Raw genomic sequence first — 26,705 nt, 5'->3', positions numbered from 1 at the left:
TTACCCGTTTATCTGGCCTGCAACGGCGCAGCGCATTATGTTTTCCTGAGTGGCATCAGCCCGTTCAAATTCGCCTGTCAGCTTCCCGTCTGACAACACCAGAATTCGATCAGAAATGCCGAGGAGCTCTGGCATATCTGAGGACACCAGCAAAATGCACAGGCCCTGTGCTTTCAGTGTGTTAATCAAAGAATAGATTTCGCGCTTAGCACCTACATCAACCCCGCGCGTCGGCTCATCAAGAATGAGAACGGTTGGTTCGTGTACGAGAGATTTGGCGATTGAGACCTTCTGCTGGTTACCACCAGACAGATTGGAGATAATTGTATTTGCATCTCGTGTTTTGATGGCGAACGCTTTGATATATTCGCTGATCGTAACGGCTTCTGCGGCTTTGTTGACGATACCCAGGCTGTTACAAAACCTTTCAAGTCCACTCAAAGACATGTTGCGGCCAAGCTCTTGAGATTGCACCAAACCTTCGTGTTTGCGGTCTTCGGTGACATATCCAATGCGCGCTTTTACGCCATCCTGCGGTGATCTAAGGCGAATTTCGGCGCCATCGACTTTAACAATTCCGCTCTCGATTGGATTTGCGCCAAATATCGCTTTTGCAAGTTCCGTACGCCCTGCTCCAACAAGACCTGCAAAGCCAACGACCTCGCCTGCATGTGCGGAAAATGAAATATCGTTGGTCCCATGAGCGGTGAGTTTTTCGACCTCCAGACGAATTTCGCCCGGTGCAGCTGGAACAAAAGGATATTGATCAGAGAGCTCGCGGCCAACCATATAGCGGATGAGGTCATCCTCAGTGATCTCGCTCACAGGCCCTTGATGCACCATCTGCCCATCACGCAAGATGGCGATGTCATCACACATCTGGAAAATTTCACCCAAACGATGCGAGATGAAAACCAACCCTTTGCCTTGGTTGCGGAGCTCGCCTACAACTTCAAACAGGATCGCTGTTTCAATATCGGTGAGCGCATCTGTTGGTTCATCCATGATGATCACTTCAGCATTGAGAGACAATGCACGCGCAATTTCAACCATTTGTTGTTGGGCTATGGAGAGCTTTCCAAGAAGCATACGCGGATCGATATCCTGCTTCAACTGCCCTAGCCACTTGCGGGCTTCACGGTCAATTACATCCCACTGAATGCGACCAAACCTGGTTGGTTCACGGCCAAGAAAAATATTTTCTGCAACACTCAGTTCTGGGAGAAGATTAAGTTCCTGGTGAATAATGCCTATGCCTGCATCCATGGACTGGCGCGCAGTGTTAAATTCAACTTCATTGCCCTTGAACACCACCTTGCCTGCATCGCGTCCATAGATGCCAGCTATGATCTTCATGAGCGTAGATTTGCCTGCCCCGTTCTCCCCTGCAAGCGCAACAACGCGGCCCGCATGAATGGTGAAATCGACAGATTTGAGCACGTGCACTCCAGAAAAGGATTTCTCAATTCCTTGCAGTTCTAGAAGGGTTGTCACTCTATGTCCTCTTCTTAGGTTTTAAGAATGCTCGTGCTTGCTAAAACGCGACGCCCGAATAAAAAATAATATTTGCGTATGGAGTACATTCGCCGGTGCGGACAACAGCCCGACAGTCGGCTGTCAGTGCTTTGAAAGCATCGTGGGATACACTCGAAATTTCCACTCGGGTATTTTGCTGCTTAGATATCTCAGCAATGAGTGTCAGAACTCTGAGATGATAAGCTGGCTGCTGCTCTACCAATTCGTCCGCTATCACAACGCGTTCAACCTGCATTTCATCAGTGATCGCTTTGGCCGTTTCAAGCATTGCTGGTAAACCTCGCATAACTGCAAGATCAATCCGCATAACGTTTTGCGGAATTGGCAAGCCTGCATCTCCAACACACAGACCATCACCATGGCCCATATGAGAAATAATACCGGATACCGGAGCGTTTAAAAGTACGCCCTTCTTCATTGCGGAAATCCCCCATCGTCTCCCGACCTGAGAATAAGATATCAGGCACAAACGACTCGCGCAACCGTTTGCGCAACCGTTTGCGTCAGTATTCGAACGAAGTGAAATATCATAATTATTCTAAATCAGCGCTCTTGTTTGGCCCTACAAGTTCAGCGGGATACTGACGCGATTTGAAAAATATTAGCCGGCACAATCAGTTATTATTAAAAGCTGTGGTGATTTGCGAGGAGTCCCGATGCCATTTTTGAATGATCTCTTCCTCATTTAGGCAATAGTGTCTCAGGTAATCTGCTTGGGGATATGTGTGCTCTCCGGCTGAAGTTTATTCACTGAATGCAGAAAGTGCGCCTAGCCTGCGACATCTTTTGGTGTGCTCTGAGACCAGTTGCAAAATGTTTTTTTGCAGTCAGCCTCAGCGCACAACGCCTGCTTAGTGTTGGTCTCCATATAACCGTTTTCTACCCATAAAAAGACGAAGCGTCATTTCGCCTAGAAGGCAATACTCAATTTACCTTCAGCTCACGAAGCTAAATGAGTGCCATTATCTGTTCTAGTTATTATTTGCACCGCTCAAATTACTGTGCGAAGCCTTTGGTAACTCGAAGTAATTCCTCTTGATTAGCAATCAAACAAAATTTGTTGTGTCCAGAAAGCAAATCTATAAGAGGGCTGTTCTATATTTCCGCAAAGCGTGATTACGCATGGGTTCTCACCTGCTTCTTCTGTCGGCAGATGCTGATAATGTTGGGAAATGTGCGGAGTTGTTTCAATTTCCGCCGCAACATGAATGTAGATAATGGAAAACAGGATTTCATTATATCGACCACCAGCGCCCTTTCCGGGAGACGCAGTAGAAGGCTGGAGGAACTTTAGCAATTATCTGAGCTCAGACCCTCTTGGTGTTATTCCAAAGGAGCTCTATGAGTGTGCTATTTTCCAATTCGATGACGACGACCCCCGCAAGTTCCTCGTAAACGATCCTAAATTACTGTCCCGAGTTCTGGAAGAGCAACAAGCTATTTTTCCAAAGGGCGGTGGTATTGCTGACCTACTAAAACCCATACTACATAATGGTTTAGTTTCTGCAGAAGGCGTAGAATGGCAGGACCAACATGAGATGGTTGCACCAATCTTCTCAAATACGAGTGTGCGTATTTCCTTCGGTTACCTTCAAGAAGCTCTTAACTCTTTTGTTGAACGCTTTATAGAACATGCTGAAAGCGGCGCGACCATACAGCTGGCCGATGAGATCAACTTTCTGGTCGCTGACGTCAATTTCCGGGTAAGCACCAAGGGAACCCCCTCTTTTTTAACCTGCTGAGACCTGTCATTTTCGCGTGATGGCGCTGATTTTCGGTGCGATAACAGGAGATTTACTGTGAGCAAGAATGGTGGTGGCAGTGGGCCCAGATATTCGGATACATTCAAGATGCAGTTGGTCGCGGAGAGCTTGAATGCAGGGACGACGGTGCCTATGGTCTCGAAGCGGCATGGCGTTTTAGCCAGCCGTATATACGCATGGCGGCAGGATGAGCGGTTTAGGGATGGGTCACTGGATCCGTCCGGCTTTGCAGTCGTTGAGGTAACAGATGCGCCGACGCTGGAAGACATCCCCTTCCCACTGTCAGAAGCGCGCATAGAGATCATACTTGAGAATGGGCGCAGGCTGTCCATCAGCGATAGGGTCGATGCAGGCTTTGTTGTGGAACTGGCACGAGGACTTGCGGCATGATCCCTGTTTTGGCGGATGCTAAGATCTGGCTGGCTGCGGGTGTCACAGATATGAGGCGCGGGTTTAACGGGTTGGCTGCTCAGACGGAACAGGTTCTGGCGGGAGATCCATACTCAGGCCATCTGTTTTTGTTTCGCGGGCGGCGCGGTGATACTATCAAAGTGATATGGTGGGACGGCCAAGGCGCGTGCCTTTTTACCAAGCGCCTTGAGCGGGGCCGTTTTGTTTGGCCTTTGGCCAAAGACGGCAAGATCAGCCTGAGCCGTGCACAATTGGCGATGCTGTTGGAAGGCATAGACTGGCGAATTCTTAAGAGGACTTGGCGGCCCACCATGGTCGGATAAGGCCTTGTTTTATTGGGATGTCCGGTTGTTTTGAATTCCCAATATGCTCAAAACATGCTATAAAGTTTCATGTCTGAATTGCTTCCAAATTTTGTTAATTTACCCCATGATGTGCAGGCTTATATCGCCGCGCAGAGGGTGGAAGTCATGAGTTTGGAAGCAGAGCTTCTGGAATCGAGCCTCACCAATGCAGCGGAACAAAAGCGCCTCAAGTCAGTAATGCAATCAGAACTGGTTGCAGAACGCACTGCCCATTCTCTGTCGATCCAAAGCCGCGACACAATCATAGCCGATCTACGCCTGCAACTGGATGGCCATAAGAAGCATCGTTTTGGCGTACGCTCGGAAAGCCTCGATCAGCTTGCATTGGAACTGGTGCTCGAAGAGCATGAGATTGCGCAGGCAGCAGAGACTGGTATCGATGAAGGCACGCCAACTGCTGAACAAGAGGCCAAGCCGCCGCGCGCGCCGCGCCAGCGCAAGCCGTTCCCAAAAGATCTTAAACGCACACAGACCCGCCTGACACCCGGTGATGCCTGCGCTGAGTGTGGCGGCAGCTTCAAAGAACTGGGCACAGATGTCATGGAAGAACTGGAATATGTTCCCGGCCATTACATCGTCAACCAGATCATCCGCCCGCGTCTCGCCTGCACCTGCTGTGAGACTGTCACACAAGCCGAGGTGCCTTCGCGTCCCATCCCCAAGAGCTTTGTTGGTCCTGCGCTGATGGCGCATATCTTAACCTGTAAATACGGATATCACCTGCCCCTCTACCGCCAGAGCCAGATCTTTACGAACCAGAGTATTGATCTAAGCGGGTCGCTTCTGTCCTCATGGGTAGGCAAAAGCACAAAGTTGTTGGAACGACTTTCCGATGCCATCCGCGATCATGTGACTGATGGCAAAGCTATCTTTATGGATGATACTACCGTCAAGCTGCTTGAAAAGGGCAAGGGGCGCGGGAAAAACAAGACTAAAACCGCACGCCTCTGGGTCTATGCTAGAGATGAACGCGCTTGGAGTAGCACATCACCACCTGCCGTATGGTATCAGTTCTCCACCAGTCGGGAAGCTAAACACCCCAGTAAACATCTACAAAGCTACGAGGGTTTCGCCCATGCTGATGCCTATGCAGGGTACAATGATGTCTACCGCACGGGGCGTGTGAAAGAGATGGCTTGTATGGTTCATATCCGGCGCGAATTTGTGAAGGTTTATGACAGCTATAAGTTACCCGTTGCCAAAGAGGCGATAAACCGGATAGCTGATCTTTATGGCGTGGAAAAACGGGCACGGGGGAAATCACCAGCTGACCGCGTGGCTTTGCGTCAGAAAGACGCCAAGCCCATCTTTGATGATCTGGAGGACTGGCTCAGAACGCAGCTGAATAAAATATCTGCCAAGACACCTTTGGCCAAAGCGATCAGATATGCACTGACCCGCCTGCCAAAGGCGCGACCCTATCTGGATCACGGCTTTCTGGAGTTGGATAACAATACCGCGGAACGCGCTGTGAGGCCGGTTACACTGGGCAGAAAGAATTATCTATTCATGGGCTCAGAGGCAGGTGGAAAATCAGCCGCCATCGCCTATACCCTGATTGAGACATGCAAGCTGAACAAAATTAATCCAGAGGCGTGGCTTGCTTGGGTGCTGGAACGGATCCAAGATCATCCTGCGAACCGCATCAACGAGCTGATGCCTTGGCAGTATCAAGCAATTATCGATGTTCAGAAAAACAAGGTCGAGGCCAAAACCGAGGCTTGATCACACGAAGCGTTGACGCTTACATCTTTAGAATAGGAAATTTCGAAGAAGATACACCATGTCAGTGGAATACTGCAACAACGCCATTGTGATGCCGTCGGGGTGGGGCATCCAACCCATCAACGCCCTACACAATGGGATGAGAGCCGTTACGTTTTTTCTTCGGCAAGATCATTTGAAAACTGTCCGCGTGTCTTATTGGCGTAAGAAACCAACGCAAGCATAACGGGTACCTCCACCAGAACGCCAACAATGGTCGCGAGTGCGGCTCCCGATGTGACACCGAACAGACTGATAGCAACAGCAACAGCCAACTCAAAGAAATTTGATGCGCCTATCATTGCACCCGGAGCCGCTATGTTGTGCGGCTGGCGCCACTTTTTCATCCAGATGTATGTGATGAAGAAAATGAGCACAGTCTGGATGAGAAGTGGGATTGCGATCAAAACAATGTCTGCCGGTGCGGCGATGATGTCGTTGGCCTGAAGGCCAAAGAGCAGGAAGACGGTTCCCACGAGTCCCGCGATAGAGAATGGTTTCATGCCAAAGCTGAAGGAGGCGAGGTGCGCCTCATTTTTTAGAGCGAGCCGAGTCACCCACCCTGCCCCCAATGGCAAGGCAACAAATAGGCCGGTTGAAACCAGCAATACATCCCATGGGACAATTATATCTGAAACACCGAGCAGGAATGCTGCGAGCGGCGCGTAGGCGAAGATCATGATCAGATCATTGGTCGCAACCTGTGCAACAGTATAACTGGCGTTTCCTCTAGTGAGATAAGACCAGACAAACACCATTGCTGAACATGGCGCTGCGCCCAGCAAGATCATGCCTGCAATATATTGGTTTGCCAGATCTGTAGATATCCATGAGGCAAAAATATAGCGCATGAACAGGATTGCCAATGCTGCCATCGTGAAAGGCTTCACCAGCCAGTTCATTACTAAAGTGACAATCAATCCTTTTGGTTTCACAAAGCAATTGCGTACTCCGGTGAATTCCACCTGCACCATCATTGGATAGATCATCAACCAGATCAGCACGGCAATGACGAGATTGATGCCGCCTATTTGTAGTGTGCCAATCGTTTCAAATAGTTCAGGTTGCAGCAAGCCAGCGCGAGCTAACCGCAAAAGTTGGTGATGGGTTTCAGGCGGCGTGATTTTGGTTTGCATCACTCTCGATGCCATTTTTGAAGATGACACCCTGTATTATCTTAGGCAATTGATTTTTGCCTCTCAATTTCTGCCAGCGCTTCTCCGCTGCCTTGATCAGCATGAAGACCATTGGCATTGCAGTATCCCGGGAGAGGCAGTTCTTGGTCTGCCTTGTTCTGTGGCGCACAGTCGCAAAGGTTGATTCAATTGGATTGGTGGTTCTGATATGCCCCCAATGCTCAGCAGGAAAGTCATAAAAAGCCAACAGTTCGATCCTATCCTTGGCAAGGCATTGCGTGGCTTTGGGGTATTTGGCCTCAAATTTCTCTATGAAAAGATCAAAAGCCGTCTCAGCATCTACGCGGTTCTCTGCCATCCAGATATCCTGTAGATCTTTCTTTGCTTTGGCCTGCAAGGATTTAGGCATTTTGCTTAAGACATTCATTGTCTTGTGGACCCAGCAGCGTTGAGCTTTTGTTGTGCTAAAGACTTCCCGCAATGCCGCCCAGAAACCCAGAGCACCATCACCGACAGCCAACTTCGGTTCGATCTGCAAGCCGCGAGCTTTGAGAGCAAGCAGTAGCTCCCGCCAGCTCTGAGTATCTTCCCGGTAGCCATCATCAAAGCCAATCAGCTCTTTCTTGCCTTCCGGTGTTGCCCCGATCAACACCAGAATACAGCGACTTTCCCGTTCTCCCCGGGCTTTCAGATAGATGCCATCTGCCCACATATAAACGTAGTTGCGCGCTGACAGGTCTCTGGTTTTCCACTCTTCCCATAAAGATCGCCAGCTTTTGACAAGGCCGCGGATGACATCCGGTGAAAGGTTGGGGGCATCAACACCCAACAAAGCACTCAAAGCTTGCTGAACATTATTGGTAGAAACCCCACGCAAATAGAGCGCTGGGATCAATTCATCAAGACTGGTTGAACGGCGCAGATAATTAGGTAACAGATTGGAATGGTAATGAATTTTCTCTTCTGCATTCTCATCTCGATCCCGGATCCGAGGTTTGCTGACCGTGACTGGCCCAACGCCAGTCTGGACCTGTCGCTCTGGCAAATGCCCATGCCGAACCACCCGCTGACGGCCATCTGGTAATTTTAAGTCCGAGTAAAGCGAAAGCACGCTCATGACTTCACTCTCAATGGCCGCTCGCAAAAGTTGCTGTGCACCCGAACGCAAAACTTCCGTAAGTGCATCTTGAAATTCCCCTGGCTGCACAAGCGGGATAACACTATCATCTGTCATAGGCGTATCAGCTCCTCTGGAGTCAAAAGCAAGCCTCAATCACTTGCTATGATACGCCGCAATTCACTCCGTCACCAAGATTCACCGTTAGCTCTTTATTAAACCTAAGCTTTCGCGTTGGTACGTTGATAAAACCCAAATATAAAACCGGCTCAGAAGACTGAGCCGGTTTTATATTTGGTAAAATATTGCTGATCCTAAAAGCGTTTCAAAAACCGCATGAGGACAGGCCAATGATCGCTTACGCCCTCATTGTTTTTTGCATCAAATCTATTGGGCCGTACTCTGTTTTTCGCGTCCCTTGTGTACTGGCTTGGATGTGTCACCACTGTGTGGAAACTGCCCAAATCTGCAAACCACGTGCTGTCGCTATCTTTATCAGGGCGTAATGCATCTGAAACAAGGATCATGTCCAGAAACGACCAACTTTGGTCCTTGTAAAAAAAGGCACTACCAGGTGCTGCACAACCAACAATCTCTGGGGGGTACGTCCAATGCCCTTCCCTTGCCAACGCCTGAAACTCACCATTTTGAACATCTGTGCAATTGAAGTTGAAGTCTCCTGCTGCGACTACATTTGCATCAGCAGGGAGTTTTGCCCGTTCTGCATTCAGAATTCCCATCGCATCTTTACGGCACTGGTAAGCGTCTCCAGATGGGAAATGGACCCCAAATACATAAATGCTTTCTCCGTCGGGCATCTCAAACTGGGCTTTAATAAGGTCTCGCGTTGGTTTGCAGTCGTGAGGATTGGGTTGATCCTTGCCAAACAACTGAATGGCTTCCGCTTCCCCCCTCAATGGCAACCGCGAAATAATACCCACATCAACACCGCGATCCTGATCCTTATCGCTGGTATCAATTTGAACCACTGAGATGTAACCGAGCCCTGACAAAGCATTCGTAACAAGGTCATCGAGAACCTTCTTATTTTCCGTCTCTGGAAGGACAAGAACATCTGGCGTTTCCGGGAACGACCTGATGACTGCACCAAGAGAAGTCAGTTTTTTCATATAAGACTCCTCTCCCCAGTTCAGCTCAATGCATTGCTTGTAATAGTGAGATTCTTTGTCACTATAACTCTCGCAAGTCGCTTTATGTTCCTCACTCAGTTCCTCTTTGGCATCTTTAGAAACGTAGGTGTTGTCCTGCGGATTATCGGGGGCATCAATGCTATCAAACAGGTTCTGGACGTTGTAGCTCACAACGGTCACGGGATCAGCGGCGAATGCGGCAGGCAATGCAAAGCCTAGAAACGTTGCACTCAGCAGTAAAGACTTCATGGGTTTCTCCCTTTTTCCTCAGGGAGTACCAAAAAGGCGTTAGTAGCCGGTTCCACGCGCCCGTCGAGTTTTAAATATGTCCTGAAATACTCATAGAGACGGCAATAAAATAGCTGGCTCATTCAACGTCGACTTTAGGTCGCTTATTCAGCTAGCCTCTGGCACAACTTTCAACGCGAGCCCGCATGAGAGGTTTCATGGTGCGTAGGGCATATATCTTTGACGGTCTCATACATGGGCCGCGATGTCCGTATGGTGACCTTTTCCTGTCAGCGACTGAAATAGGCGTCACATCACGCAGTTTATCCATTACCGGCAAGCTATCAATAAACTGCTTTGCCGCTTTCATAGGACCAACTGTATGAGAACGGGATGGACCAGAACCGATTTTGAAGATGTTAAAAACTTCGAACATAACATGAACATTTTGGAGATAAGAAAACCGGTGCCGAAAGGACACCGGTTCTTTTCTTTCAACAGACCTTCTTAGATGAGGTCTTTAACGATCGCTGAGATAGCGATGATGCCCATAACAGCGATGAAGATGTTGGACAGCACGCCGTCGTACTTCTTCATGCTTGGGACTTTTTTGATTGCGTACATTGGCATCAGGAACAGGATTGCAGCGATGAACGGTGCACCCAGGCCTTCAATCATGCCAAGAACGGATGGGTTGATGATTGCAACGCCCCAGACGGAGAAGAAGAAGAAGGCAACGAGCAGTGTGTTGAACTTCTTTTCGCCCATGCTTTCGACAGCTTTTGGAGCGGACTTCTTAACGATGCCTGCAAGGCCTTCTTTTGCGCCAAGGTAGTGGCCGAAGAAAGAAGAGAAGATTGCAAGGAACGCGACCAGTGGACCCATGAAGGAGATCAGCGGGCTCTCAAACACGTTTGCAAGGTAGGAGAGAACTGGCAGGTTCTGCTGTTTTGCTTCCATCAGCTGTTCAGGAGACAGAGCGAGAACGCAGCTGAATACGAAGAACATAACGAAGCCGAGAAGCATGACAGATGCCCGCTTCAAGATCATGTCGGACTTTGCAACTGCATCATCACCATGTGCTTCACGCTGAGCCAGAGCCATGGAGGAGACGGCAGGGCTGTGGTTGAAGGAGAAGATGAGCATTGGAATGGTGAGGTACACCACTGTCAGCAAAGTGCCCACGTCTGGAATGCTGTCGAAGCTCATAGCTTCAAATGACCAGGACGGGATCAGGTAGATGGACATACCAGCCAGAATGATCACCAGTGGGTACACCAGAATTTCTGTTGCCACGAGCATCAGACGGCGACCAAGGATCATCACGCCCATCATCATTGCGACGAGTGCGCCTGAGAGCAGCCAGCGCGGGACAGCAGGCATTGCCAACTGGTTCACGATGAAGCTGTCGAAGGTGTTGGTAATCGCGTTACCATAGATCAGTACGATTGGGTAAATCGCAAAAAAGTAAAAGAAGGTAATCAGCAAACCTGCTGTTTTACCAAAGTGCTCTTCAACCACGTCAGTAATGTCTGCATCTTTGCGCTTGGAGGAGAGGACAAAGCGTGCAAGTGCGCGGTGAGAGAAGTAGGTCATAGGACCCACGAGAATTGCGATCAGGATCAGCGGCCAGAACCCTTCAAGGCCGGCGCGGATCGGCAAAAACAAAACACCAGCACCTACGGCAGTGCCGAACATAGACAAAGACCATGTAAGATCTTGCTTGGTAAACTTGACCGTTTCTTTTGGTGCGGCTTCTGCTTGGGCCGCTTGTATGCTTGACATTTCTTTTATTTCCCCATGTGCCACTCACGTGCCCTAGGAGAATTTCCCAATCTCACTAGGATCGGGACCTGATATACTTATGTTAAAATTTAATGACCATACGTTTTAATACCCACGCGACCCGCCATATTAACGCTACGAAATCTCATTTGACTTCTGACTACTGCCGTGAGAGTGACGATGCGTGCAACAATCTGCCGCAACGGTCGCACATTGGATATTAATTTTATTTTTCAATGAAATACAGCTGTACAGAATTTTTGATAGGTACAATCAGCTCGCAATCTCTACATGAAGATAAGCTGATATATGTATTTAACACATTGTGTAAAAACAGTATATCACTGCCCTAGAGGTAACTTTTAATACTTGGCGATCTTCCGTTGATGGAGTTTGCATTCAAATGCATGCAAAAAACACGCAGATTTATTATTCTGCGGAAAAAGACAATATGCGCATCTAAAGCGCACTTTTTGCACTCTGGCGTCTACGCAAAATCTGCTAAGGCACACAAATGTATACGTAAAAGTAAGTCGGGGAAAAATTTAGACAATTCATTTTTCCCCGGTTCATTGCAATCAGAGGGTTCGTATTGTCTGCAATGCACCCTCTAGAGCCTCGCCTTTTTCATCCAAGAGCGCAGCATCTCGAAGGCGTCTGAGCCAATCGGCAGCATCTTCACGCCCTTTCAACACGGACAAAGCAGAGAGAACACGATCAAATTTGGATTGGCCGCGTATGTGGGTATCGGAATAACCTTTGATCAGGCGGCGACATTTAAGGACCTCAACGGCCAAAGCATAATCAGAAGTCACTTGTGTGAGTGCGGTCTGCATCCACGCCTGCATATGGTTGGTTTCGATGGAATGACGATAGAAGCGCCGGCGCCAGCGTTTGAGACCGGCCACACACCACAGCATGGCAAAGCCGCGAATGCTTCTGGTTTTGATGCGGCGGCCTTTGTTCACGCGGCGATCCAGCCATTGAAACAGGCGCGGGCGGGCTTGGATCCACTTGGCCAGACCAATTGGCAGCGTACCGCAGATCTCTTCCATGCGCGGATGAAAGTATTCTGTCAAAACCAGTTGCGCGCCTTGCACCTGCCCTACATCCTCTTGCACACGCTCGAAGCGGCTGGCGCGGGTTTTAAGATCAGCAACACGGATGGTGTCGTCATAACACATGGCATTTGCGAGATATTTAGCTGCGTTTATGGTCAGTTCCCAGCCGTTAGCAGCGTTATCTTGAGCGAAGAAGCGCTCCAGATGATCGAGGTAAAGTCCGCCGTATTTCAAGTCCTGATAGTCAACGGTCTTCTTCAGCCCTGCCAACGCCATGGTTTTGGCTTCAACGGGCAATCCTTCAACACGCCTTGTAAGAATTTTCCACGCCGCAACCTTGGTGTGCGGGCCGCGTGCCGTGTTGAGCGCTGACGCGCTCTTCTCATCTGCCGGTAAGACTGGCTTTTCATCCGCCTCAGATTCACAAGGCACATACTCCATACTGGCATTGAACGCGCGCAGGCTCGCCTCTACACCGCGCCCGCCTTTGCGGATGGTGTCCTCATAGGATGCCTTGGGGAATGGTAATGCCCCGGAGCCAGCCAAGGCCCCGAACAAGCTGGAGGAGATGACGCTGCCCTGACTTGCAGCGACACTTTCCATATCAAACGCAACAAGTTTTCGCGAAGCACTGCCCAGTTTTGAAAGCACAACGGATCCATCCTGCTCCCCATTGCCCGGTACGATCTTTTCAGAGACAGCAAGAATACGGTGAGAGGACGCGATCAGGGTTGTTTTATCGGCGGTGACAAAACCGCGAATGACAGCGCGGCCTGCTTCCATCAGCTCGGCACAGATAACGATGTCCACATCGCCTTGGGCAGGACTGAGGGAGAACACCGGAGTCTCCCCCGTATCAGGTGCTATTTCCACGTAGTAGATGGTTGCCCCGGTGCGCTGAGCGACGCCTGCCACGGAGGTGGATTGAGCGCGATACCCATTGGCTTCAGCCAGATTGACGATCCAATCGGTGAGCACACCGCCGCCCTGCCCGCCAACAGCGAAAACGGCAATTTTGGTGATGGTGCGTGTTGAGTCCTGACCGGAGCCAAGCGCCTTCCACCCGGTTTCGATGTTCATCTTATAGCTCCTCAATGATCAGGCTGCGGCGCTCACGCCAATTTTGCAGAGCAGAAATCACGCGATCTTGCAGTTTTCGGAGCAATTTTTCCGATGAACTTGGATTGTGAATGGTATCCGCTTGATAGAAGGATGGGCAGAGCACGGCGGCATCAGCCACCTCCCCACAGTTGCCACAGCCAACGCAATTCTGGTCGATGTGGGCAACCGAATCATCGCGCAGCGGATCATCAAGCGTTTTGACCGTGAGTGATGGGCACCCGGACAGGCGCATACAGCCGTGATCACCAGTGCAGACGTCTTCATCCACGCCGAACTTGGTTTTCACGACGCGCTTCTGGTCCTTGATTGCTTTGTTCAACAGCGGCTTTTCGCGGCGTTGAAGGTTCAGCATGCATTCGGAGGATGCGACGATGACCTTTGGTCCTTTTTCCGGCGTGGTCAGCGCTTCCTTCAGGACGTTTTGCATTTGCGTGACATCATAGGTTCTGTCGACCTGACGCACCCATTTCACACCAATACCCTTCACCGCCTCCGCAATCGGATGCTTGGTGGATTTGGATTTGTTGTTGGCGCGCGACGACAGAATATCCTGCCCGCCTGTTGCCGCAGAATAGTAGTTATCGACGATAACGATTACGCCATCATTCTGGTTAAAGACTGCATTGCCGATAGAGGTGGTGAGGCCGTTGTGCCAGAACCCGCCATCGCCCATGAACGAGATGGTGCGGCGGTCTGTTTCTGTGGTGTTGAACGCTGAGGCCGAGGCTGGCCCTAACCCATATCCCATGGTTGTTGAACCGATACCAAACGGGGGCATTATGGAAAACAAGTGACAGCCGATATCGGAGGCGATGTGGTGTTCACCCAGTTCATTTTCAACCAATTTCGTGGCCGCAAAAATTGGGCGTTCCGGACACCCGATGCAGAACCCCGGTGGGCGCATAGGTACTGTTTGCTGCAATTCCTTCAAATCCGGTAATTCTGCGGGTTTGTTGGGCGCGCGGCCTTTGTCCGGTAGCAAATCAGAGTGCTGTGCAAGGAAGATCTGGATGCTGTCCAACATCACTTGCCCGGTGTATTCGCCTGCTGCCGGGAACGGGCCTTTGCCTGTTAGCTTAATTGTCTGCCCGCTCTTTTGCAGCATGGCGCCAATGGCTTGCTCCAGATAATCGGGATAGCCTTCTTCCACGACCAGAACAGCATCTTTCCCCTCACAGAACTCCAGTATCTCCCCTTGATGCAGCGGATAGGTGACGTTCATCACGTAGAGCGGAACTGCTGTTGCACCGTTTACATCGGCAAGGCCAACCCGCTGAAGCGCGCGGATAACGCCATTGTACATGCCGCCTTGCAGGATGATCCCAACTTTGGCTTTCTCTGGCCCAAAGTGCTCGTTCAGCTTGTTTTTGCTAATGTAGTCCAGCGCAGCAGGCAGGCGTTTGGTCACCTTCTCCTGTTCATGCAGGAACGAGGCTGGTGGCAGGACGATACGGCCCAGATCGCGCTTGGGGCTTTCTAATGCATCAGCGACAGTGGTGTGCGGACGCAGATTGTCTTTGCAGTTGAACTCGCCATGCACATGACAACTGCGGATACGAACCTGAAGCATCACCGGCGTATTGGACGCTTCAGAGAGTTCAAATCCGTCACCGACGGCTTTCACGATGGATGGCAGGTTTGGTCTTGGGTCAAGCAGCCAGATCTGGCTTTTCATTGCAAACGCGTGGCTGCGCTCCTGCATGATGGAGGAGCCTTCGCCGTAATCCTCGCCCACGATGACAAGTGCCCCGCCTGTCACGCCACCCGAAGCCAGGTTGGCCAATGCGTCAGAGGCCACGTTGGTGCCCACTGTGGATTTGAAGGTGACTGCGCCGCGAATGGGATAATGAACTGAAGCTGCCAGCATTGCAGCAGCCGCAGCTTCGCTCGCGCTCGCCTCATAATGCACGCCCAGCTCACCCAGAATATCTTGCGCATCTGCAAGGACATCCATGAGGTGGCTGATGGGAGATCCTTGGTATCCGCCCACATACCCGACGCCGTTTTGCAACAACGCCTTGGTGATTGCTAAAATACCTTCTCCTCGAAAAACCTCGCCATCTCCGGCACGTAGTTTTTCGACCTCTTTCACAAAGGACCGTTCAGCCATACTTCCTCCCCGAAAGCACGACTACCTCTGTCTGACGGGACCGATCAGATGTCGTGCTTCTTAATATTGTTGAGCACTTTTCGCAGCGTCATGGCAAAGGCATCATGTTCTGACTGGGAGATTCCCTTGAACATTGCCTCATACTCATTGCGCATATGTGGCCACATTTCGGCAAACGCACTACGCCCGTCTTCTGTCATGAAGATATGGCGCACCCGGTTGTCCTGCTCACTGGCTTTGCGGTGGATCAGACCTTCCTTTTCCATCGCGTCCAGTGTGCGGCTCAGCGTCGATTGCTCAATTACTGAGTAGACGGAGAGTTCATTGATCATCAATCCGTCTACGACTGACAACACTGCCAAGGCTCTCATTTTGGCAACAGAAAGACCTGATCTCGTCAGCTTCTCGCGCAAACTTTCATTGTACCGCCCCATGATGCGGTTCATCAGGTAGGGTGCAAAATGATTCAAACCGACTTCACCCAATGTTCTTGGTGCGGTCACCGGTTTGTTGTGCTTTCCGTCTTGTTCATTTTCGGGAGCTTCATCACCGTGAATGTCATTCATTTGGTGTACTCTTTCTTATATTTGAACAAGCCTCGCTTTGGCAGCGAACCTTGCTTTTATTATATGCATTTACATGTTAACAGCAACCACAATTACGTGTAATCGTGAATAGAATATGCATATGCACATTATTTTTCTAAAGTCTCAATCATATGAGACAAAAACCGCTTTACCCGAGAGACATCTCCCGCTTTCAACTGCTTGATCAACCGCGCTTCATGATCCCGCGCCTGCGTTACCAGTCTGTCGCTCAGCTCCCGGCCTTTATCACTCAGATAGATTCGGACTCTGCGGCGATCAATCTCATCAGTTTTACGTAGTACCAACCCGCGATCTGCCATCTGGTCAATGGTTTTGGTCAAGTGAGACTGTTCCATCAACGCAAAATGCGCCAGTTGGGTGACCATTTGGCCATCATTATCCAACAAGCACGCTAATACACGCCATTCCGGGACACGAACGTCTGCGTCCCGGATCTCTTCATGAAACTGCCCACTGGCAAGGTGGCTTGCGGATGCAAGAAGATAAAGAAGATACCCATCAACAAAACCGGGGGTCTTCTCACTGTATTTGAACTTTTTCGGGTCTGCTTCCACCGGTCAGCCTCTTCCTTCGTCTTATCGTGGCGCTACATGGAGTACGGGATGATAAGTGCGATTCCCGGCACTGCAATTAGCAGGATAAGGCGCAGCACATCCATAGCCACGAACGGAACAACCCCTAGAAATATCTTTTCAACCGGCACTTCTGGAGCAACCGAGCGCATAACAAAGACATTCATACCAATTGGAGGGGTAATAAAGCTCATTTCCGTAACAATAATGACGAAGATACCGAACCAGATCGGATCAAAACCAAGCCCTGTCACGATTGGGAAGAGAATCGGCACGGTGAGCGTCACCATGGATAGGCTTTCCAACAAACAACCCAGCACCAGATAGATGAACACAATCATGGTGATGACAGCATATGGCCCAACACCCAGCGCGCCCACCCAGACACGAAGATCCATCGACAGGCCAGAGATGTTCACGTAGTTGAGGAAATACAGCGCCCCAAACAAGATGAAGAACATAACGGCTGTGGTTTTGGCTGTTTCAAACAAGGTGTTCAGCGTCTCGCGGTACGTGAGTTTGCGCCGTACGGCGGTGAGAACCAACGCCCCCCCTGCTCCAACGCCAGCAGCTTCCGTCGCTGTAAAGATACCCAGATAAATACCACCGAGCACACACGTAAAGAGCACGAGAGCCCATGCCACACCGCGCAGTGCTCTAATCCGCTCAATCAAAGGTAGTTTGCTTTGAACGACCAGATTTTCTTTAAACATGACCAGTGAGAGACGCACGGCCATCATGTAGCCGATCACGCCGATCAAGCCCGGCAAGATGCCGGCCAGAAACAAAGCGCCAATGTTTTGCTGTGTCAGGATGCCGTAAATCACAAGGATCACAGAGGGCGGGATCAAAATCCCGAGGGTTCCGCCAGCTGCAATGGAAGACGTGGCCAAACGGTCAGAATACCCGTAACGGCGCATGGCCGGTAACGAGACGCGGGCCATTGTCGCCGTTGTTGCCAAAGATGAGCCACATACGGATGAGAACCCGCCACAAGCCACGATGGTTGCCATGGCCAGACCGCCTTTGCGGTGGCGCAGCCATGCGTTTGCCGCCTCATACATGTCATTGGCGATGCCCGACTGTACGATGAGATTGCCCATAAGCAGGAACAGCGGCACCACGGACAGCGTGTAGCTGCGTCCGCTATCAAAATAGATCTGCCCCACCATGTGGAAGGCAGGCGGCATGCCGATGAAGGAGGCAACGCCAAAGAATCCAACGGCGGCCATCGCAAACGCAATGGGAACACCAACAAAAATCAAAGCCATAAGAATGGCAAGACCAAAATACCATTCCATCAGGAACCGCCCCCAATACCTCTAGGGATTTTTAAAACCGCCAACACGAAGGTGACGAATGCGCAGCATGCACAGATTACGCCGGCTGCCTTGGCAAAGGGTGCCAAAGGAATGCGCAGGTACACTGTGACTTCCTGATAACTTGCGAGCTGAGCGCCGTGTTTCCAGAGTTGCCAGGCAACCACAGACAGCACAACAGCCACAAACATGCGTGAGAAGAACAACTGAAGAGAGGCCAATCCGCCTTTAAAGCGTGACGTAAACAGGTCTACCGTAATATGACCATCATCCAGACAGACCGCGGGCAAGCCGGTGAAGATCACTGCCATCAGCAGCAGTTCGGTGTATTCTGGAGCACCGGGCAGCGGGCTGGCGAGCAGATAACGACCAATCACATCGATCACTGTTACCGCCACCAGCGCCAACAAAAGCACCCCGCACAGGACAGAGGTGCCCGAGCGAAGTTTTCGCCGGGCACGCGCTGCAATATCGACTAGATTCCCAATCATTTTTCAGATAAAACCGCCGCTACGTCTTTTTGAAGCATGTCCATAGCCACTTCAAAGTCGATGCCTTTTTCTGCATAGGCTTTAGCAACACCCTCAAACATTGGCTGAGTTACCTCTTCCAGCTGCGCCCGCTCCTGCGCGGTTGCATCATGAATGGCGACTTTGCCTTGCATCAACTCCAGACCACGCGCATCGGCTGCAGTCCATGCAGCACCAGCCAGACGAGAGAATGCTTCACCAGAGATTGCCTCAATGGCTTTCTGGTCGGCTTCAGACAGGCTTGAGAACTTGGCATTGTTGGCAATGAAGAAGAAGGACACATTGTAAAGGCCACCTTCAACGCGCAGACCATTGTGCAACAAACCATCAAGCTTGAAGAACGGGATGGATTCTGCCGGGAACACGATACCATCTGCGATACCGCCCGAGAGGATCTCATAGGATTGCGGCGCAGGCGCTTGAATTGCAACCATACCCATGGTTTGCACCAGCTGGTTGGTGATGCTGCCCGCAACACGGATTTTCGCCCCCTTCAACTCGCTGAGCGGCGAAACAAGACGATCAGTGGTGTAGAGCAAGCCCGGACCATGAGTGAAGACACCTAAAACCTTGGCCCCGCGATGCTCGCCCACTTTTGCCAGTGTGCTTTCATAGAGACGCCAGTACGCAACGGACAGGCTGGTTGCGTCCTTGGTAAGGAATGGCAGTTCAGCGATCTGAGTCAGTTTAAAACGGCCCGGCGTATAGCCATGAACACCATAAGTGAGATCAGCGATTCCATTTGCAGCAAGGTCGAAGTGCGACGGTGGTGGGCCAAGCGGAGCGTCTAGGATTCGGACAGAAACGCGTCCCTGCGTCACTTCCTTTACCTTCGCGGCCCAAGGCACCATCATGCCCTTTACAATTGGGTGGGCAGGCGGCAACCAACTGGACATACGCAGGACCGTCTCCTGCGCCACAGCGGCTGTGTTGATCGTAAATGCAGCAATAGCTGCAGATGCAAGTATCTTGAGTTTTTTGTTCATGTTCTCCCTCCCCAGAGAATACAAGTTGGATGGCAAAAAATGTGCACACATCCGGTCGTTTAATCAAGCACTAATATGAAATGGCAACTATTATTCAGTTTTTCCGTTGACATAATATTATATGATATAGCATATTAAATTCAATAATTTTACGCGAGAAGGGTCCCAGTTTTGGCTCTGAGGGAGGATGCCAAAAGCATGAAAACACTTATTATTGAGGGTGTTCGGACGGTTACCCCAAGAATCAAGGTCTTTGATTTAAAGGCCGAGACCACAGAGAGACTTGATGGTTTTTCCGCTGGTGCGCATCTGTGCGTGGAAGTGAGTGACGGGACGCTTCGTGACTATTCACTGATCGACTTTGGAAACACCTTACCTCATGAGAATCAACGCTACACGCTTGGTATCCTTTTGGAGGAGACGGGTCGCGGTGGATCTGTTCATATGCATGGATTGCAGTTAGGCCAAAGGGTTAAGGTCAAGCCGCCTAAGAACGATTTTCCGCTCATTGAGGATGACCGTCCTTCTGTTTTGATTGCTGGCGGAATTGGAATTACGCCCCTGATCAGCATGGCCTCAAGCCTTAAACGGGATTCCAGACCTTACACGTTGCATTACTCTGGCCGCGCGCTGGAGGAGATGGCGTTTAAGGAGGAGCTTGGTGAACTATGTGGCCCTGCCCTTCGTCTCTACAGTGATGATGATGCAAGTAGCTGTCTGGATGTGAAGGCTCTGGTGCCAACGCTCGATCCAGAGAGCCATATATATGTATGCGGCCCGAAGGGGTTGATCGAGGTGGTGCGGGAAACAGCGCTTGCTGCTGGTTTCCCGAAAGAGCGCATCCACTTTGAACTGTTTGCCAGTGGCGCCTCTGAGCAGCAGGCCGACGGATTTGAAGTTGCGTTAAAATCCTCCGGTGAGGTGTTTTGGGTGCCCTCCGATAAATCCATCATTGATGTTTTGGAGAGCGGCGGCGTTGACCTCGTTTATGACTGTCAGCGCGGCGACTGTGGAATTTGCCAGGTTGATGTTCTGGAGGGAGAGCCGGACCATCGCGATGTGGTGCTTTCAGATGATGAGAAAGCCGCCAATGACGTGATGCACATATGCGTATCACGGGCAAAATCCAAGCGATTACTATTGGACCTCTGAAGTAGGTTCCCAGTTTTCACGCGTAATCCTATTCGAAAACCGGGAGCATTTTTCGGGACTACGCTTTCAAAATTCACTCTAGGCTTTTGGGGAGAGAAGCTTATGGCGCCTAAGTACAAAGATAACCCGCAGGCGGTGCGCGATCTCATCCGCCCTGCTGAGGTTCACCGGGATGTTTACATCAATCCCGAAGTCTTCGATATTGAAATGAAGCACCTGTTTGCGTCCACTTGGGTTTATGTGGGGCATGATAGTCAGGTGCCCAACGCTGGCGATTATTTCGCGACCGATGTTGCAAGACAACCCATTTTGCTGGTGCGGCACACCGATAGTGATGTGCATGTGTTGCACAATCGCTGCCCTCACAAGGGCACCAAGATTGTCATCGACCGCAGCGGCAACACCGGCAAGTTCTTTCGTTGCCCGTATCATGCGTGGTCCTTCCGCACCAACGGTAAGCTCTTGGCCATTCCGCTGAAGAAGGGCTACAAAAACACCGGATTTGAGGAGAGCGAAGCGGGCCAGAACGGCTTGCCTGCTGTTGGCGGTGTGAAGAATTACCGCGGCTTTATCTTCGTACGTCTGAAGCAAGACGGCATCAGCTTTGAGGAGTACTTCGGGAACTCTCTGTCTTCCCTCGATAATATGGTGGATCGCTCCCCCGCGGGGAAGCTGGAAGTCGCTGGCCCACCTTTGCGCTACATGCATAACTGCAACTGGAAAATGCTCGTCGATAACCAGACCGACACCTGCCACCCGATGGTCGCGCATGAAAGCTCCGCCGGGACTGCCGTGAAGATCTGGGAGAGTATGGACAAGGATGAGACCACCAAAACGCCTATGGCGATGGAGGTGATAGCGCCGTTCATGTCGCCCTATGAGTTTTTTGAGGACATGGGCATTCGCACATGGCCCAATGGGCATGGTCACACTGGTGTTCACCACTCAATCCACTCAGATTACTCGGCTATTCCGGGATACTTGGAGCAGATGGTGGAAGCCTATGGTGAGGAACGAGCCAAGAGCATTCTTGGTGAGAACCGGCATAACACCGTTTATTTCCCGAACATCATGATCAAAGGGCCAATCCAGCAGCTGCGGGTGTTCATCCCCATAGCAGCAGATAAGACGCTGGTGGAGAGTTACATCTTCCGGCTGGTAGATGCACCTGACATGCTTTTGGAACGCACGGCCATGTACAACCGGCTGATCAACGCGCCGACCTCCATTGTTGGGCATGATGATCTGGAAATGTATGAGCGCGCACAGGAAGGTTTGCAGTCCGACCAGCTGGAATGGATCAACGTTCAGCGCCTTTATGAAGAGGGCGAGGATTTTGAGGTGGAAGCGGTTGAGAACGGAACCACTGAACGCCAGATGCGCAACCAACTCCACGCATGGAAGACCTTTATCTTAAAAAGCATGGAGGCAGACGCTCATGACCTTGCCGACGCGTGATGACTTGATTGACTTTGTCTACCTTGAGGCCCGCCTCATTGATGAAGGCCGCTTTGATGAATGGCTGGAGTTGTGGGGGCCGGACAGCTACTACTGGATGCCGCTGGATTACCAACAACGTGACCCGAAAAACATGAGCTCCCTTATGTATGAGGATGAGTTTTTGCGGAAGCTGCGCGTTGAGCGTTTGAACGGTTTGCGGACGTTTTCACAAAAACCAAAAAGCCGCTGTTCTCACATCCTTAACCGGCCAAGTATTGAAGAGTTTGACAGTGTCTCAGAGTCTTACACCACGCGCACTTCCGTGCATTACGTGGAGGCGCGGCTTGATAACCAGTTCTTGCTGGCTGCAACGGTGCACCATCATTTCACGATGATAGATGGTGAGTTACGCATGAAACTGAAGCGGGTCGATCTGCTCAACTGCGATGCTGCCTTTGGCAACATCCAGCTGTTTATCTAGGTAGCTTTTATGAATACAGAACGATCTATCTATGATGTGTTTGGCAAAGCAGTTCTTAAATGGCCGGACCGCCCTTTCTTGAATGTGCTGCCAGAAACCGCTGGTATTTACGGTATTGGTGCGGGTGAGATCACCTACAAGCAGGCCTATGCGCAGATCAAAGATGCTGTGACCTCCTATAATGCTGCTGGATTGAGAGCCGGAGACCGGGTTCTTGTTCTAATGGAGAACCGGCCTGCATTCTTCCTGCACTGGATCGCGCTCAATGCCCTTGGTGTTGTTATTGTGCCCATCAACCCGGATCTGCAAAGCTCTGAGCTGGAATATATCGGGTGGCATGCCGAGCCCGTTCTTGCAGTTTGCATTGATGCGCGGCGACCGGATCTGGAACGAGCAGCGCAAGACAGTGAGCAGCATTTTCCCGTTGCTGTGCTTGGCGAAGAGCTGCCCGTTTTGAATGAGACTTGTGCCAAGGACGATTACGTTGCCAAGCAGGGAGATCCTGCGGCGATGCTTTACACATCCGGCACCACCGGAAGCCCCAAAGGCTGTGTGCTTTCCAACCTGTACTTTCTGGAGGCGGGGCACTGGTACGCCAATGCGGGCGGCATATGCTCCTTGAGTGAAGACGGTGAGCGTATGATTACGCCGCTGCCAATCTTCCACATGAACGCGATGACTTACTCTGCCATGGCAATGATCGCTGTTGGGGGGTGTCTGACAGTTCTCGATAGGTTCCACCCCCGATCATGGTGGCAAAACGTTCGTGACGCAAATGCGACTTGCCTGCATTATCTGGGTGTGATGCCGTCCATTTTGATGAGCATGCCGAATGCACCTGAAGACAAGGCGCATTCCGCTCGGTTTGGGTTTGGCGCGGGCATAGATGCCAAGCTGCACATTCCGTTTGAAGAGCGCTTCGACATTCCCCTTGTCGAAGCATGGGCTATGACAGAAACCGGCGCAGGCTCAGTGATTGCAGCAAATACGGAACCTCGCAAACGCGGCATGAGTTGCCTCGGCCATCCGGGCCCTGAGATGGATGTGTGCATCATGGGCGATGATGGAACTCCGATTGAGGGTACAGAACCCGGTGAGCTGTTGGTGAGGCGCAAAGGCTCCTCGCCGCGCGCAGGGTTCTTCTCCTCCTACTTCAAGGATGAGGCTGCGACCTTGGAGGCTTGGGAGGGCGGTTGGTTCCATACAGGTGATATTGTCAGACGTGACACGGACGGGGATTTCTTTTTTGTTGATCGCAAGAAGAACGTGATCCGCCGCAGTGGTGAAAACATCGCCGCTGTTGATGTGGAATCGGTCTTGATGCAGCATCCAGACATTGAGGCTGTCGCCGTTTGCCCTGTTCCTGACCCTATCCGCGAGAATGAAGTTTTTGCATCTATTGTATGGCGCAAGGACAAAACGCAGGCTCAGGCAGAGGAAATTGTGCGCTGGGGGTTGGAACGGATGGCCTATTACAAGGTTCCGGGCTTTATCTCCTTTAGCAACGCACTTCCACTCACTTCCACGCAAAAAATTCACCGAGCGACGCTAAAGCAGCAAGCCCTTGAATTGCTTGATAATTCTATGACCTTCAACACTACACACTTAAAGCGGAGGCAGCTGGTTTCATGAGTATAACTCGAAAACGCATGGGGTATGACGGAGTGGTGTTGGCAGCGCCTGCCAGCACGCCGTATGAGCGTTACTCGGTTGAGACCGCACATTGGTGGATTGCCAAAGCGCTCAGAGAATCAATCAAGTCTGCCGGTTTATTGCCACGGGACATTGACGGGTTTTCCGTCTCCAGCTTCTCGCTGTTTCCTGATACAGCTGTGGGATTAACCCAGCATCTGGGGTTGATACCTCGCTGGCTGGACCACATTCCACAGGGCGGCGCAAGTGGCCCAAGCGCTCTTCGCCGCGCTGCTCGTGCCGTTCAAAGCGGCGATGCAAACGTGGTGGCTTGTGTAGCAGGTGATACCAACCACGTGGATAGTTTTCGGAGGATGTTGAGTAGTTTCTCGCGCTTTGCGCAGGATGCCTCCTACCCATATGGCGCTGGCGGGCCCAATGCTTGCTTTGCGTTGCTGACCGATTATTACATGCGCGAGTTTGGTGCGACACGGGAAGATTTTGGCAAAATCTGTGTGTCTCAGCGGGAAAATGCGTTGAGGAACAAGAACGCAATAATGAAAAAGCCGCTCACCATGAGCGAGTATTTACTGGGCCGCGAGATCAGTGATCCGATCACTCTATATGATTGCGTCATGCCTGTGGCTGGAGCGGAGAGTTTTCTGGTGATGCGGGAAGAAGATGCGGTGGCAGCGGGGATACCTTACGCACACATCAGCGCAACCATTGAGCGCCACAACGCTTTTCCTGAGGATCCCATACAAATGCGCGGCGGTTGGGCTATGGACATCGACGAGCTTTACGAGATGGCTGGTCACGGTCCAGACAAAATAGATATCCTACAGAGCTATGATGATTATCCCATCATCGTCATGATGCAGATAGAAGATCTTGGGTTTTGTGGCAAAGGGGAAGCTGCTCAGTTCCTTGCTGATAAAGACCTGACAATTAATGGCAATTTCCCCCACAACACTTCTGGCGGGCAGCTTTCTGCCGGTCAGGCCGGGGCTGCTGGTGGGTTTATCGGGCTTGTGGAAGCTCTGCGCCAAGTGACTGGGACAGCTGACGGAACACAGGTGAGCGGTGCCAACACTGCTTTGGTTTCCGGCTTTGGTGTCATCAACTATGATCGCGGTGTTTGTACCAGCGCTGCTATTTTGCGGGGGAATAACTGATGGTTACTCCCATCCAAAAGCCACTCAAAAAGAACCCTCAGCTTCGTACCCGTGTCCCTACTCTGCCGTCGCATCTTCGCAGTCGAACTGCGTTGTTTTTGGCTGCAGCTGCCGCTGAAGGCCGGTTTATGTTGCAAGTTTGCGGAGAACCGGAATGTGTGTCAATTCAATATCCTGCGCGAGATGCTTGCAGTCATTGTTTATCTAATAACTTGATCTGGCAGGAGGTTTCTCCGCTTGGCAAGCTGATCGCCACATCGACCGTGCGCACTAGCACCAGCACCTACTTTAAAGAACGCATGCCTTGGAGATTAGGGACTGTGCAACTGGATATCGGCCCTTCAGTCATATGCCATCTGCATGGTGATGTTGAGGTGAGCGATAATGTGCGGCTGATCAATCGGTTAGACAAATCCGGTCAGAGTGTTTTTCTTGCTATGCCGCTGGAAGACACCGCTAATCAAGGGGATGATATGCAGCTTCGTGAACTCACTTGTGACCCCAAACACCGCCGTATACTGATTACAGATGCCCGTAATCCCAATTGTATGGCTCTTGCAAATCAGTTGCTTTCTGCTGGGGCGTCTACAGTGTTTGTTGGCGAGGCGGAGGGCTGGCGCCCGTATCAGTGGCGCAGGGAACTGCAACGCCTTCAAGGAGTTGAGGTTGTTCCACTTGATGTGACGGATACCACTTCCGTTAAAGAGCTGGCAGCCGAGATTGGGGGCAAGGTTGATATCCTCATCAACAACGCCCGTTTTGTAAGGCCCGGTGGCATTCAGGATCGCGATGATATTGGATTTGCTATGGACGAGATGCAAGTCAACTATTTCGGCCTTATGCGGCTGGCACAAGCCTTTGCACCCGGAATGGCTGGACGCAGTGCAGACGGCGTTAATTGCGCTGTGGCCTGGGTCAACGTTCTCTCGGTTTATTCTCTCATAAATAGTCCGGCCTTTGGCAGCTTCGCGGCCTCCAACGCCGCTGCTCATTCGTTCTCGCAGTGTTTACGCGCAGAATTGGCCACCTCCGGTATTCGGGTTGTGAACGTTTACACTGGCCCAACGGATGATGAATGGCATCAGCCGCTTCCTCCACCCAAAGTGCCTGCAAACGCCCTAGCCAGAGAATTGGTGAAAGCTTTGCAGAATGGATTGGAGGATGTTTACGTTGGTGATGTTGCAAAAGACATCCGCCGGAAGTTTATGGAAAGCCCGAAAGTGCTTGAAAAAGAACTCACTAGCTTGGAGGCGCTGTAACT

Annotated in this window: 24 protein-coding genes; 10 read left to right on the top strand and 14 right to left on the bottom strand. The window is 51.1% G+C overall.

Annotation, left to right across the window (positions count from 1 at the left end):
* Both BLS62_RS10570 and rbsD read right to left on the bottom strand, forming a co-directional pair.
* Window positions 1-1,494: a sugar ABC transporter ATP-binding protein gene (locus BLS62_RS10570; RefSeq protein ID WP_093180323.1), complete on the bottom strand. Its 1,494-nt coding sequence runs from the start codon at window positions 1,492-1,494 to the stop codon at window positions 1-3.
* Between the two features lie 40 nt (window positions 1,495-1,534).
* Entirely contained in the window at window positions 1,535-1,954 is a 420-nt protein-coding gene (gene rbsD / locus BLS62_RS10565) for a D-ribose pyranase (protein ID WP_093180320.1), read from the bottom strand.
* A gap of 799 nt (window positions 1,955-2,753) precedes the next feature.
* Between rbsD and BLS62_RS10560 the strand changes: the two genes are divergently transcribed.
* From BLS62_RS10560 to BLS62_RS10545, 4 genes are all read left to right on the top strand, one after another.
* On the top strand, window positions 2,754-3,278 hold the full coding sequence (locus BLS62_RS10560) for a hypothetical protein (RefSeq protein ID WP_208990809.1): 525 nt from the start codon (window positions 2,754-2,756) through the stop codon (window positions 3,276-3,278).
* A 57-nt stretch (window positions 3,279-3,335) separates the two neighbouring features.
* On the top strand, window positions 3,336-3,689 hold the full coding sequence (locus BLS62_RS10555) for a transposase (RefSeq protein ID WP_208990808.1): 354 nt from the start codon (window positions 3,336-3,338) through the stop codon (window positions 3,687-3,689).
* Entirely contained in the window at window positions 3,686-4,033 is a 348-nt protein-coding gene (gene tnpB / locus BLS62_RS10550) for an IS66 family insertion sequence element accessory protein TnpB (RefSeq protein WP_093180317.1), read from the top strand. Before BLS62_RS10555 ends, tnpB begins: the two co-directional genes overlap by 4 nt.
* Before the next feature lie 147 nt (window positions 4,034-4,180).
* Complete coding sequence (locus tag BLS62_RS10545; RefSeq protein ID WP_208990807.1) at window positions 4,181-5,800, top strand: IS66 family transposase; 1,620 nt, start codon at window positions 4,181-4,183, stop codon at window positions 5,798-5,800.
* Between the two features lie 149 nt (window positions 5,801-5,949).
* Here BLS62_RS10545 and arsB read toward each other — a convergent pair whose 3' ends face one another.
* The 12 genes from arsB to BLS62_RS10485 form a co-directional block, all read right to left on the bottom strand.
* A complete protein-coding gene (gene arsB / locus BLS62_RS10540; protein ID WP_093180311.1) occupies window positions 5,950-6,975 on the bottom strand; it encodes an ACR3 family arsenite efflux transporter in 1,026 nt (341 codons plus the stop codon).
* Entirely contained in the window at window positions 6,950-8,209 is a 1,260-nt protein-coding gene (locus BLS62_RS10535) for an IS256 family transposase (protein ID WP_093176470.1), read from the bottom strand. The genes arsB and BLS62_RS10535 overlap by 26 nt, the downstream gene beginning before the upstream one ends.
* A 197-nt stretch (window positions 8,210-8,406) precedes the next feature.
* Complete coding sequence (locus tag BLS62_RS10530) at window positions 8,407-9,492, bottom strand: endonuclease/exonuclease/phosphatase family protein (RefSeq protein ID WP_093180308.1); 1,086 nt, start codon at window positions 9,490-9,492, stop codon at window positions 8,407-8,409.
* A gap of 151 nt (window positions 9,493-9,643) precedes the next feature.
* Window positions 9,644-9,841, bottom strand: coding sequence for a hypothetical protein (locus tag BLS62_RS32555; RefSeq protein ID WP_280141886.1), 198 nt, complete (start codon window positions 9,839-9,841; stop codon window positions 9,644-9,646).
* Window positions 9,842-9,978: 137 nt separating this feature from the next.
* Window positions 9,979-11,256, bottom strand: coding sequence for an aromatic amino acid transport family protein (locus tag BLS62_RS10520; protein ID WP_093180306.1), 1,278 nt, complete (start codon window positions 11,254-11,256; stop codon window positions 9,979-9,981).
* A 578-nt stretch (window positions 11,257-11,834) separates the two neighbouring features.
* The gene (locus BLS62_RS10515; protein ID WP_093180304.1) at window positions 11,835-13,397 is read right to left on the bottom strand and encodes an indolepyruvate oxidoreductase subunit beta family protein; all 1,563 of its coding nucleotides are present in this window, start codon (window positions 13,395-13,397) and stop codon (window positions 11,835-11,837) included.
* A gap of 1 nt (window position 13,398) precedes the next feature.
* A complete protein-coding gene (locus BLS62_RS10510; RefSeq protein ID WP_093180302.1) occupies window positions 13,399-15,549 on the bottom strand; it encodes a thiamine pyrophosphate-dependent enzyme in 2,151 nt (716 codons plus the stop codon).
* Window positions 15,550-15,593: 44 nt separating this feature from the next.
* Window positions 15,594-16,115 (bottom strand): MarR family winged helix-turn-helix transcriptional regulator, encoded by a 522-nt coding sequence (locus BLS62_RS10505; RefSeq protein ID WP_093180299.1) that lies wholly within the window; start codon window positions 16,113-16,115, stop codon window positions 15,594-15,596.
* A gap of 128 nt (window positions 16,116-16,243) precedes the next feature.
* Window positions 16,244-16,711: a MarR family winged helix-turn-helix transcriptional regulator gene (locus tag BLS62_RS10500; RefSeq protein ID WP_093180296.1), complete on the bottom strand. Its 468-nt coding sequence runs from the start codon at window positions 16,709-16,711 to the stop codon at window positions 16,244-16,246.
* Between the two features lie 32 nt (window positions 16,712-16,743).
* Complete coding sequence (locus BLS62_RS10495; protein WP_093180293.1) at window positions 16,744-18,030, bottom strand: TRAP transporter large permease; 1,287 nt, start codon at window positions 18,028-18,030, stop codon at window positions 16,744-16,746.
* Window positions 18,030-18,539 carry a TRAP transporter small permease gene (locus tag BLS62_RS10490; RefSeq protein WP_093180291.1) on the bottom strand — a complete coding sequence of 170 codons (510 nt, stop codon included), beginning with the start codon at window positions 18,537-18,539 and terminating at the stop codon, window positions 18,030-18,032. The genes BLS62_RS10495 and BLS62_RS10490 overlap by 1 nt, the downstream gene beginning before the upstream one ends.
* The gene (locus BLS62_RS10485) at window positions 18,536-19,564 is read right to left on the bottom strand and encodes a TRAP transporter substrate-binding protein (RefSeq protein WP_093180289.1); all 1,029 of its coding nucleotides are present in this window, start codon (window positions 19,562-19,564) and stop codon (window positions 18,536-18,538) included. The genes BLS62_RS10490 and BLS62_RS10485 overlap by 4 nt, the downstream gene beginning before the upstream one ends.
* Before the next feature lie 198 nt (window positions 19,565-19,762).
* Here BLS62_RS10485 and BLS62_RS10480 point away from each other — a divergent pair, with 198 nt between their 5' ends.
* The 6 genes from BLS62_RS10480 (at window position 19,763) to BLS62_RS10455 (ending at window position 26,703) form a co-directional block, all read left to right on the top strand.
* The gene (locus tag BLS62_RS10480) at window positions 19,763-20,716 is read left to right on the top strand and encodes a PDR/VanB family oxidoreductase (RefSeq protein WP_093180286.1); all 954 of its coding nucleotides are present in this window, start codon (window positions 19,763-19,765) and stop codon (window positions 20,714-20,716) included.
* Window positions 20,717-20,818: 102 nt separating this feature from the next.
* Entirely contained in the window at window positions 20,819-22,174 is a 1,356-nt protein-coding gene (locus tag BLS62_RS10475) for an aromatic ring-hydroxylating dioxygenase subunit alpha (protein WP_093180283.1), read from the top strand.
* Window positions 22,155-22,637 carry an aromatic-ring-hydroxylating dioxygenase subunit beta gene (locus BLS62_RS10470; RefSeq protein ID WP_093180280.1) on the top strand — a complete coding sequence of 161 codons (483 nt, stop codon included), beginning with the start codon at window positions 22,155-22,157 and terminating at the stop codon, window positions 22,635-22,637. Before BLS62_RS10475 ends, BLS62_RS10470 begins: the two co-directional genes overlap by 20 nt.
* A gap of 9 nt (window positions 22,638-22,646) precedes the next feature.
* Window positions 22,647-24,269: an AMP-binding protein gene (locus tag BLS62_RS10465; protein WP_093180277.1), complete on the top strand. Its 1,623-nt coding sequence runs from the start codon at window positions 22,647-22,649 to the stop codon at window positions 24,267-24,269.
* Complete coding sequence (locus BLS62_RS10460) at window positions 24,266-25,444, top strand: thiolase family protein (RefSeq protein ID WP_093180274.1); 1,179 nt, start codon at window positions 24,266-24,268, stop codon at window positions 25,442-25,444. Before BLS62_RS10465 ends, BLS62_RS10460 begins: the two co-directional genes overlap by 4 nt.
* Window positions 25,444-26,703 carry an SDR family NAD(P)-dependent oxidoreductase gene (locus tag BLS62_RS10455; RefSeq protein ID WP_093180271.1) on the top strand — a complete coding sequence of 420 codons (1,260 nt, stop codon included), beginning with the start codon at window positions 25,444-25,446 and terminating at the stop codon, window positions 26,701-26,703. The genes BLS62_RS10460 and BLS62_RS10455 overlap by 1 nt, the downstream gene beginning before the upstream one ends.
* The last annotated feature ends 2 nt before the right edge of the window (window positions 26,704-26,705 follow it).

It is taken from the genome of Pseudovibrio sp. Tun.PSC04-5.I4 (assembly GCF_900104145.1).
GTDB lineage: Bacteria > Pseudomonadota > Alphaproteobacteria > Rhizobiales > Stappiaceae > Pseudovibrio.
This window is presented reverse-complemented; position numbering and strand designations above follow the sequence as displayed.

Bases quoted from the DNA above. Each gene is read 5' to 3' on its own strand.
- BLS62_RS10505 (WP_093180299.1), bottom strand. From the start codon at position 16,115: ATGAATGACATTCACGGTGATGAAGCTCCCGAAAATGAACAAGACGGA.
- BLS62_RS10475 (WP_093180283.1), top strand. From the start codon at position 20,819: ATGGCGCCTAAGTACAAAGATAACCCGCAGGCGGTGCGCGATCTCATC.
- BLS62_RS10495 (WP_093180293.1), bottom strand. From the start codon at position 18,030: ATGGAATGGTATTTTGGTCTTGCCATTCTTATGGCTTTGATTTTTGTT.
- tnpB (WP_093180317.1), top strand. From the start codon at position 3,686: ATGATCCCTGTTTTGGCGGATGCTAAGATCTGGCTGGCTGCGGGTGTC.
- BLS62_RS10545 (WP_208990807.1), top strand. From the start codon at position 4,181: ATGAGTTTGGAAGCAGAGCTTCTGGAATCGAGCCTCACCAATGCAGCG.
- BLS62_RS10520 (WP_093180306.1), bottom strand. From the start codon at position 11,256: ATGTCAAGCATACAAGCGGCCCAAGCAGAAGCCGCACCAAAAGAAACG.
- BLS62_RS10515 (WP_093180304.1), bottom strand. From the start codon at position 13,397: ATGAACATCGAAACCGGGTGGAAGGCGCTTGGCTCCGGTCAGGACTCA.
- BLS62_RS10465 (WP_093180277.1), top strand. From the start codon at position 22,647: ATGAATACAGAACGATCTATCTATGATGTGTTTGGCAAAGCAGTTCTT.
- arsB (WP_093180311.1), bottom strand. From the start codon at position 6,975: ATGCAAACCAAAATCACGCCGCCTGAAACCCATCACCAACTTTTGCGG.
- BLS62_RS10455 (WP_093180271.1), top strand. From the start codon at position 25,444: ATGGTTACTCCCATCCAAAAGCCACTCAAAAAGAACCCTCAGCTTCGT.
- rbsD (WP_093180320.1), bottom strand. From the start codon at position 1,954: ATGAAGAAGGGCGTACTTTTAAACGCTCCGGTATCCGGTATTATTTCT.
- BLS62_RS10485 (WP_093180289.1), bottom strand. From the start codon at position 19,564: ATGAACAAAAAACTCAAGATACTTGCATCTGCAGCTATTGCTGCATTT.
- BLS62_RS10460 (WP_093180274.1), top strand. From the start codon at position 24,266: ATGAGTATAACTCGAAAACGCATGGGGTATGACGGAGTGGTGTTGGCA.
- BLS62_RS10470 (WP_093180280.1), top strand. From the start codon at position 22,155: ATGACCTTGCCGACGCGTGATGACTTGATTGACTTTGTCTACCTTGAG.
- BLS62_RS10530 (WP_093180308.1), bottom strand. From the start codon at position 9,492: ATGAAGTCTTTACTGCTGAGTGCAACGTTTCTAGGCTTTGCATTGCCT.
- BLS62_RS10490 (WP_093180291.1), bottom strand. From the start codon at position 18,539: ATGATTGGGAATCTAGTCGATATTGCAGCGCGTGCCCGGCGAAAACTT.
- BLS62_RS10480 (WP_093180286.1), top strand. From the start codon at position 19,763: ATGAAAACACTTATTATTGAGGGTGTTCGGACGGTTACCCCAAGAATC.
- BLS62_RS32555 (WP_280141886.1), bottom strand. From the start codon at position 9,841: ATGAAAGCGGCAAAGCAGTTTATTGATAGCTTGCCGGTAATGGATAAA.
- BLS62_RS10535 (WP_093176470.1), bottom strand. From the start codon at position 8,209: ATGACAGATGATAGTGTTATCCCGCTTGTGCAGCCAGGGGAATTTCAA.
- BLS62_RS10560 (WP_208990809.1), top strand. From the start codon at position 2,754: ATGGAAAACAGGATTTCATTATATCGACCACCAGCGCCCTTTCCGGGA.
- BLS62_RS10510 (WP_093180302.1), bottom strand. From the start codon at position 15,549: ATGGCTGAACGGTCCTTTGTGAAAGAGGTCGAAAAACTACGTGCCGGA.